The following is a 7,928-nucleotide window of genomic DNA, read 5'->3' as shown; positions in this document are numbered from 1 at the left end:
GCGCAGAACGGATTTATTGAGAGCTTTAACGGACGATTTCGCGATGAATGTTTGAATGAGCACTGGTTCAGCGATATCGTTCATGCCAGGAAAATTATTAATGACTGGCGGCAGGATTATAACGAATGCCGCCCGCACTCCACGCTGAATTATCAGACACCGTCTGAATTTGCAGCGGGCTGGAGAAAGGGTCATTCTGAGAATGAAGATTCCGACGTTACTAACTGAGTGTTGTATCTAATCGTGGGGGCAGGTCATGTTATCTACGGAACGGTAGATAATCGGTTTGTTAATCTTTGACCAGCCACATATCGACCTCTTCAAACATCTCCTCAATTAACCGGTTCAACTTCTCTTTCTCTGTCTTTGTGCAGTTGCTATTTACTGCATTAGCCTGCATCGGCTTTACGCGGACAGAGGAGGCCGGGAAGACGGTATGAACACGTTTAGTCAACTCTGCAAGAATGATCTCCTGAGCGCCCTCCAACCCTTCAACGTTTCTTTTGTCATAAACGAGTTCAACGAACATAACGCACCTCATGAGTACTGGTTTTATATACAGTATTTACACCGCAATGATAAAGTCTGTCAAGGAAGATGAAAGCCAGTGATTAGATTTTCGGTGGTTTTTGGTAGGTATTGCGAAGCGAAAATGGACTGTAGACCAGATGGCATAAGCGATCCGATGAAAAGGGTTGTGGGGCATGGATGGGGCAAAAGTGGTCTATGAAGTTCGTTAAAGTTCGTAAATCTTGATTTGTCTCGATCTCGCTCATCCCTTGTTTAAAGCGCTCCTGGACGATCTTTATCGATTTTAAAAACTATGAGTTCATATTATATAAATGTAGCAAAAAAGGGTTTTGTTCCTGAAAAGATGAACATTCTGCGTAGCGCGTTTTACACAACAGGAATATATTGAAACGTTACTCGACAAACGATGCATAAGGTTTTCTATGACACAACAGCCACAAGCCAAATACCGCCACGACTACCGTGCGCCGGATTACCTGATTAGCGATATCGATCTGACTTTTGACCTGGATGCCACTAAAACCGTTGTGACGGCGGTGAGCCAGGTGACGCGCCACAGCGCAACAGCCGTGCCGCTGCGTCTGGATGGTGAAGACCTGACGCTGGTCTCCCTGCAGATTAATGATGAAGCGTGGTCTGACTATAAAGAAGAAAACAACCAGCTGGTCATCGACAACCTGCCGGAAAAGTTTACGCTGCGCATCGTGAATGAAATCAGCCCGGCCGCCAACACGGCGCTGGAAGGGCTTTATCAGTCTGGCGTGGCGTTGTGCACCCAGTGCGAAGCGGAAGGGTTCCGTCACATTACCTGGTATCTGGACCGCCCGGACGTTCTGGCGCGCTTCACCACCAAAATCATCGCCGATAAAAAGCTTTATCCCTTCCTGCTCTCCAACGGTAACCGCGTCGGTGAAGGCGAGCTGGAAAATGGCCGTCACTGGGTTCAGTGGCAGGATCCGTTCCCGAAACCGTGCTACCTGTTTGCGCTGGTAGCGGGAGATTTCGACGTGCTGCGCGACACCTTCAAAACGCGCTCGGGTCGCGAGGTGGCGCTTGAGCTGTTTGTTGATCGCGGCAACCTGGACCGCGCCCCATGGGCGATGACCTCGCTCATCAACTCCATGAAGTGGGACGAAGAGCGCTTCGGCCTCGAATACGACCTCGACATCTATATGATCGTCGCTGTCGACTTCTTCAACATGGGTGCAATGGAGAACAAAGGCCTTAACGTCTTTAACTCCAAATATGTGCTGGCGCGTACCGATACCGCCACCGATAAAGATTATCTTGATATCGAGCGCGTCATCGGCCACGAGTATTTCCATAACTGGACCGGTAACCGCGTCACCTGCCGCGACTGGTTCCAACTGAGCCTGAAAGAGGGCCTGACCGTCTTCCGTGACCAGGAGTTCAGCTCCGATCTGGGGTCTCGTGCGGTAAACCGCATCAACAATGTGCGTACCATGCGTGGCCTGCAGTTTGCGGAAGATGCCAGCCCAATGGCGCACCCGATCCGCCCGGATAAAGTCATTGAGATGAACAACTTCTACACCCTGACGGTGTATGAAAAAGGGGCGGAAATTATCCGTATGATCCACACCCTGCTGGGTGAGGAGAATTTCCAGAAAGGGATGCAGCTGTACTTTGAGCGTCATGACGGCAGTGCGGCCACCTGCGACGACTTTGTGCAGGCGATGGAAGATGCCTCCAATGTCGATCTCTCTCATTTCCGCCGCTGGTACAGCCAGGCCGGTACGCCGATTGTCACCGTCAAAGACGATTACAATCCGGAAACCGAGCAGTACACGCTGACCATCAGTCAGCGCACGCCGCCGACGGCAGAGCAGGAAGAGAAATATCCGCTTCACATTCCGTTCAGTATTGAGCTGTACGATAACGAAGGCAAAGTCATCCCATTGCAGAAGGGCGGCCACCCGGTGCACCACGTGTTGAACGTGACCCAGGCCGAGCAGACCTTTATCTTCGATAACGTCTATTTCCAGCCGGTACCTGCGCTGCTGTGTGAATTCTCTGCGCCAGTGAAGCTGGAGTACAAGTGGAGCGATCAGCAACTGACGTTCCTGATGCGTCACGCGCGCAACGACTTCTCCCGCTGGGATGCGGCACAAAGCCTGCTGGCAACCTACATCAAGCTGAACGTGAACCGTTACCAGCAGGGCCAGCCGCTGACGCTGCCGGTTCATGTGGCTGACGCGTTCCGCGCCATCCTGCTGGACGAGAAGATTGATCCGGCACTGGCGGCTGAAATCCTGACTCTGCCGTCCGCGACGGAAATTGCGGAGCTGTTTGACATTATTGACCCGATCGCCATCGTGGCGGTGCGTGAAGCGCTGACCCGCACGCTGGCGACCGAGCTGGCCGATGAGTTCCTGGCGGTCTACAACGCCAATAAGCTTGACGCGTATCGCGTGGAGCATGCGGACATCGGTAAACGTTCTCTGCGTAACACCTGCCTGCGCTATCTGGCGTTTGGTGAAACCGGGCTGGCGAACACCCTGGTGAGCAAGCAGTATCACGACGCGGATAACATGACCGACGCGCTTGCCGCGCTGGGCGCAAGCGTTGCAGCCGAACTGCCTTGCCGCGATGCGCTGATGCAGGAGTACGACGACAAATGGCATCAGGATGGTCTGGTGATGGACAAGTGGTTCATTCTGCAGGCGACCAGTCCGGCGGCCGATGCCCTCAGCACCGTTCGCAGCCTGCTGAAGCATCGCTCCTTTACCATGAGCAACCCCAACCGCGTGCGTTCCCTGATTGGCGCGTTTGCCAGCAGCAACCCGGCGGCGTTCCACGCCGAAGATGGCAGCGGTTATCAGTTTATGGTTGAAATGCTGACCGAGCTGAACAGCCGTAACCCGCAGGTGGCATCGCGTCTGATTGAGCCGCTGATCCGTCTGAAACGTTACGACGAGAAGCGTCAGGCGAAGATGCGTGCCGCGCTTGAGCAACTGAAAGGGCTGGAAAACCTGTCAGGCGATCTGTACGAGAAGATTGCTAAAGCGTTGGCCTGATGTAAAAGCCCGGTGGCGCTACGCTTACCGGGCCTACATAGGGTTTTCTCCCTCTCCCCGTGGGAGAGGGCCGGGGTGAGGGCATCAGGCATTAGCTTTGATCAATGCGTGCTCATTCCCCCCCCGTTTCATCACCCGATCCAGCACTTCAGCTTCGAGCTCCGCCAGCCTTGCGGAACCGACGCGACGAGGGCGTGGAAGGTCTACCGTCAGATCCAGCCCAATTTTCCCGTCTTCTATTAACAGCACCCGGTCGGCCATTGCGACGGCTTCGCTCACGTCATGCGTCACCAGCAGCACCGTAAAGCCGTGCGCCTGCCAGAGGGATGCAATCAAATCCTGCATGTCGATTCGCGTCAGGGCATCGAGCGCGCCCAGCGGTTCATCGAGCAACAGCAGGCCCGGACGGTGAATCAACGCCCGCGCCAGCGCCACACGCTGCTTCTGTCCACCCGACAACGCCGCAGGCCATTCATCGGCTCGATGTTCCAGCCCGACGGCGGCCAGCGCCTGGCGGGCTTCATCCCGCCAGTTGCCCTTAAGACCGAGCCCGACATTGTCGATGACTGTTTTCCACGGCAGCAGCCGTGCGTCCTGGAACATCATACGGGTATCGTCCTGAATATTGGCCAGCGGCGTCGTGCCCGCCAGAATGTCGCCGCCGTTGGGGGACTCCAGCCCCGCTAAAAGACGCAACAGTGTGCTCTTGCCGCCGCCGCTGCGGCCGACAACGGCCACAAATTGCCCGGCGGGAATGTGCAGATCCAGTCCGTTAAGAATGGTGTTTTCACCGTAGCGTTTGGTGACACCGCTGAGCAACAGCGGGGTACCCTGAGTCAGTCGGGCTGTATTCATGCTTTCGCCTCCGAAGTGGTATAGGCTGGATTCCAGCGTAGCCAGCTGCGTTCCAGCCACTGGGCGCTGACATCGGCGAGTTTGCCGAGCAGGGCGTAAAGGATGATGGCGACCACGACCACATCCGTTTGCAGGAATTCGCGGGCGTTCATCGCCAGATAGCCAATGCCGGAGTTGGCAGAGATGGTTTCCGCGACGATCAGCGTCAGCCACATCAGGCCGAGCGCAAAACGCACCCCGACCATAATCGAGGGCAGGGCGCCGGGCAGAATGACGTGAGTAAATAGCGCGAAGCCTGATAAACCGTAGCTGCGCGCCATCTCCACCAGACCGCGATCGATGTTGCGGATGCCGTGCCAGGTGTTGATGTAAATCGGGAATAGCGTGCCCAGCGCCACGAGGAAAATCTTGGCGCTCTCATCAATACCAAACCATAAAATCACCAGCGGGATCAGCGCCAGATGCGGCACGTTGCGCAGCATCTGAATGGACGTATCCAGCAGCCGTTCACCCCAGCGGGACAGGCCGCTGATCAACCCCAGCACCAGGCCGATGCTACCGCCGATGGAAAAACCAATCACCGCGCGCCAGGAGCTGATCGCCAGATGCTGCCACAGCTCGCCGCTGACGCTTAACGACCAGAACGCTTCGATAACGCCCTCCGGGGAGGGCAGAATGCGGCTCGACAGCCAGCCGGTGGACGACGCGAGCTGCCAGATAGCCACAATACCGACGGGTAAAAACCACGGCGCGGCGCGCAGCAACCATTTTTGTGAGGTGGCAGACATGGTTACTCCTTAGCTTTGCGCAACTTTTCGCGGGATAAATTCGTTGGCCACGGCTTCGCCCTGCAGCTGCAGCTGGCGGGGCTGGGGAATTTCCGGGATGGCCACATCCAGATGCGGGAACAGCAGTTCACCCACCTTATACGCCTCTTCCAGGTGCGGATAGCCTGAGAGAATAAAGCTGTCGATCCCAAGCTCTGCGTATTCATTAATCCGCGCGGCCACGGTTGGACCGTCGCCGACCAGCGCCGTACCCGCACCGCCGCGCACCAGACCCACGCCTGCCCACAGGTTCGGGCTGATCTCCAGATTCTCGCGTTTGCCGTTGTGCAGGGAAGCCATCCGGTGCTGTCCTACAGAGTCAGTTTTGGCAAACGCGGCCTGCGCTTTGGCGATAGTCTCATCATCCAGATGAGAAATCAGACGGTCGGCCGCCTGCCAGGCTTCTTCATTGGTCTCACGCACAATCACATGCAGACGAATACCGAAGCGCACCTTGCGGCCATGGGCGGCCGCTTTGGCGCGGACCTGGTCAATTTTTTCTTTTACCAGCTCAGGCGGTTCGCCCCAGGTGAGATACAGATCGACCTGCTCTGCCGCCAGGTCCTGCGCCACATCTGACGATCCGCCAAAATAGAGGGGAGGGCGCGGCTGCTGCACCGGCGGGAAGTAAAGCTTCGCGTCGCGAACGTGAATATGCTTGCCTTCGAAGGTCACGGTCTCACCCTCCAGCAGACGTCGCCAGACGCGGGTGAACTCGGCAGAGGCCTCATAGCGCTCGGTGTGGTCGAGGAACACGCCGTCGCCCGCCAGCTCCTGGGGATCGCTGCCCGTCACCAGGTTAAACAGGGCACGGCCGTTGGACAGTCTGTCGAGTGTTGCCGCCTGACGCGCCGCCACGGTGGGGGAGACGACGCTCGGGCGCAGCGCAACCAGGAACTTTAGCCGCTGAGTCACCGGGATCATCGAGGCGGCGACCAGCCAGGCATCTTCACAGGATCGTCCGGTTGGGATCAGTACCCCGGTGAAACCGATGCGATCCGCCGCCTGCGCTATCTGCTGCAGATAGCCGTGGTCAACCGGGCGTGAACCCTCTTCTGTACCAAGATAGTGTCCATCACCGTGGGTGGGTAAAAACCAGAAAAGATTCAGACTCATGATTTTGTTCCTTCTTTGCCTGCGGGTTGCCAGATACGTTCACGAATATCCACCTGCTTAGGAACCAGGTGATTTTGATAGAAGAGGTCAGCGGTTTGCTGCTGAAGTGCGGCAACGTGTGCATCTACGGGGGAAATGGTGGTCGGTGGACGGTGGCTGAGATAGCTCGCGATCACCGGTTCAGGTAAGCCCATGGTTTTTGCCAGCAGGGCAATACTCTCCTGACGCTGGCTTTGAGTCAGGGCATCGGCCTGTGTAAAGGTATCCAGTACGTTCTGAATAAATGCGCCGTTTTTTTCCGCATACGGTTTTGCGGCAAGGTAGAACGAGCCGGTCTGTTTCAGGGTGGTACCGTCTTTCAGTACCCGCACGCCGCCCTGCAGCAGTGCGGCGGAATAGTACGGATCCCAGATGGCCCAGGCATCCACATTCCCTTGCTGGAAGGCGGCGCGCGCATCAGCCGGGGTCAGATAGCCGGGCTGAATATCGGTGAACTTCAGCCCGGCTTCCTGCAGGGCACGCAACAGCAGGTTATGCGAGCTGGAACCTTTCTGAAACGCAACTTTATGTCCTTTAAGATCGGCGACGCTTTTGATGTCGCTCTTTTCCGGTACCAGAATCACTTCGGCCTTCGGTTTAGGCGGCTCAACGCCCACGTAGACGAGGTCCGCTCCGGCGGCCTGGGCGAATATTGGCGGAATATCGCCTGTACTGCCCAGATCAATACTGCCGACGTTCAGGGCTTCCAGCATCTGGGGGCCAGCGGGAAACTCAACCCAGGAGAATTTGGTGTCCGGGAAACGTTTTTCCAGAAGCTGGTGGCTTTTGGCCAGCACCATACTCACGCTGCCTTTCTGGTAACCGATGCGTAAGCTCTCAGGGGCGTTATCTGCGGCATGGGCCAGCGACGTCAGTGCCATCAGACCTGCCAGTCCGACGCGGGATAAGATTTTAAACATGAGCGACTCCTTGAGGCTGACCAAACGCCGGGGCCTGAATATCCCTGCGATGCAGGGCATGCCAGAAGGTTTCCAGAGCGTTATCGAGGCGGGTTTGCAGATTAGGCGTAAAGTGTGGTTTGTGCTGATAGTCAATGACCTGGGAGTCATCCGCGAAGACGCCGTGGAGGATCTCCTGCGCTTTCAGCGCGTTCAGGACCGGCTTCAGGGCGTAATCCACCGCCAGTAAATGGGCGACTGTGCCGCCTGTGGCCAGCGGCAACACCACCTTGCCATCCAGTGCGCGTTCAGGAAGCAAATCAAGCAAGGTTTTCAGCGCGCCGGAAAAAGAGGCTTTATAAATCGGCGTGGCGACGATTAAGCCGTCCGCGTCTTTAAGCTGTTCTGTCAGGGTTTTGAGCGCGGGGCTGTCAAAACGGGCGTAGAGCAGATCCTCAGGTTCGAAGTTATGCAGGTTCCAGTGGCACACTTCCACATCCAGGGCATTGAGCTTTTCACGGGCATATTCCAGCAGGGCGCTGGAGCGCGAAGGGAATCGTGGACTTCCGGCCAGAGTAATGACGCGCATACTTCCTCCTTATAACCAATTGTTTGCTTTTATCTAA

Annotated in this window: 8 protein-coding genes; 2 read left to right on the top strand and 6 right to left on the bottom strand. The window is 56.5% G+C overall.

Annotation, left to right across the window (positions count from 1 at the left end):
• Positions 1–228 (top strand): integrase core domain-containing protein (locus C5687_RS17620; RefSeq protein WP_146086291.1); only part of this gene is annotated, 228 nt, incomplete at its 5' end.
• 61 nt (positions 229–289) lie between these two features.
• Here C5687_RS17620 and C5687_RS17615 read toward each other — a convergent pair.
• Positions 290–529 carry a DinI-like family protein gene (locus C5687_RS17615; protein WP_045617085.1) on the bottom strand — a complete coding sequence of 80 codons (240 nt, stop codon included), beginning with the start codon at positions 527–529 and terminating at the stop codon, positions 290–292.
• 424 nt (positions 530–953) lie between these two features.
• Here C5687_RS17615 and pepN point away from each other — a divergent pair, with 424 nt between their 5' ends.
• Positions 954–3,566: an aminopeptidase N gene (gene pepN, locus C5687_RS17610; protein WP_094918159.1), complete on the top strand. Its 2,613-nt coding sequence runs from the start codon at positions 954–956 to the stop codon at positions 3,564–3,566.
• An 84-nt stretch (positions 3,567–3,650) separates the two neighbouring features.
• Here pepN and ssuB read toward each other — a convergent pair whose 3' ends face one another.
• From ssuB to ssuE, 5 genes are read right to left on the bottom strand one after another with little or no spacing between them, the layout of a single operon-like run.
• Positions 3,651–4,421 carry an aliphatic sulfonates ABC transporter ATP-binding protein gene (ssuB, locus tag C5687_RS17605; RefSeq protein WP_095451638.1) on the bottom strand — a complete coding sequence of 257 codons (771 nt, stop codon included), beginning with the start codon at positions 4,419–4,421 and terminating at the stop codon, positions 3,651–3,653.
• The gene (ssuC, locus tag C5687_RS17600) at positions 4,418–5,209 is read right to left on the bottom strand and encodes an aliphatic sulfonate ABC transporter permease SsuC (RefSeq protein WP_025755990.1); all 792 of its coding nucleotides are present in this window, start codon (positions 5,207–5,209) and stop codon (positions 4,418–4,420) included. The genes ssuB and ssuC overlap by 4 nt, the downstream gene beginning before the upstream one ends.
• A 9-nt stretch (positions 5,210–5,218) precedes the next feature.
• Entirely contained in the window at positions 5,219–6,364 is a 1,146-nt protein-coding gene (gene ssuD / locus C5687_RS17595) for an FMNH2-dependent alkanesulfonate monooxygenase (protein ID WP_047958169.1), read from the bottom strand.
• Positions 6,361–7,323: a sulfonate ABC transporter substrate-binding protein gene (locus C5687_RS17590; RefSeq protein WP_104557453.1), complete on the bottom strand. Its 963-nt coding sequence runs from the start codon at positions 7,321–7,323 to the stop codon at positions 6,361–6,363. Before C5687_RS17590 ends, ssuD begins: the two co-directional genes overlap by 4 nt.
• Positions 7,316–7,891: an NADPH-dependent FMN reductase gene (ssuE, locus tag C5687_RS17585; protein WP_025755987.1), complete on the bottom strand. Its 576-nt coding sequence runs from the start codon at positions 7,889–7,891 to the stop codon at positions 7,316–7,318. The genes C5687_RS17590 and ssuE overlap by 8 nt, the downstream gene beginning before the upstream one ends.
• Between the last annotated feature and the right edge of the window lie 37 nt (positions 7,892–7,928).

Origin of the sequence: Enterobacter sichuanensis (genome assembly GCF_002939185.1) — a bacterium.
In the GTDB taxonomy this organism is placed as follows: domain Bacteria; phylum Pseudomonadota; class Gammaproteobacteria; order Enterobacterales; family Enterobacteriaceae; genus Enterobacter; species Enterobacter sichuanensis.
This window is presented reverse-complemented; position numbering and strand designations above follow the sequence as displayed.

What these genes read in the sequence shown, in the direction of transcription:
- ssuB (WP_095451638.1), bottom strand. Translation starts at nt 4,421, where the DNA reads ATGAATACAGCCCGACTGACTCAGGGTACCCCGCTGTTGCTCAGCGGT.
- ssuE (WP_025755987.1), bottom strand. Translation starts at nt 7,891, where the DNA reads ATGCGCGTCATTACTCTGGCCGGAAGTCCACGATTCCCTTCGCGCTCC.
- C5687_RS17615 (WP_045617085.1), bottom strand. Translation starts at nt 529, where the DNA reads ATGTTCGTTGAACTCGTTTATGACAAAAGAAACGTTGAAGGGTTGGAG.
- C5687_RS17590 (WP_104557453.1), bottom strand. Translation starts at nt 7,323, where the DNA reads ATGTTTAAAATCTTATCCCGCGTCGGACTGGCAGGTCTGATGGCACTG.
- ssuD (WP_047958169.1), bottom strand. Translation starts at nt 6,364, where the DNA reads ATGAGTCTGAATCTTTTCTGGTTTTTACCCACCCACGGTGATGGACAC.
- pepN (WP_094918159.1), top strand. Translation starts at nt 954, where the DNA reads ATGACACAACAGCCACAAGCCAAATACCGCCACGACTACCGTGCGCCG.
- ssuC (WP_025755990.1), bottom strand. Translation starts at nt 5,209, where the DNA reads ATGTCTGCCACCTCACAAAAATGGTTGCTGCGCGCCGCGCCGTGGTTT.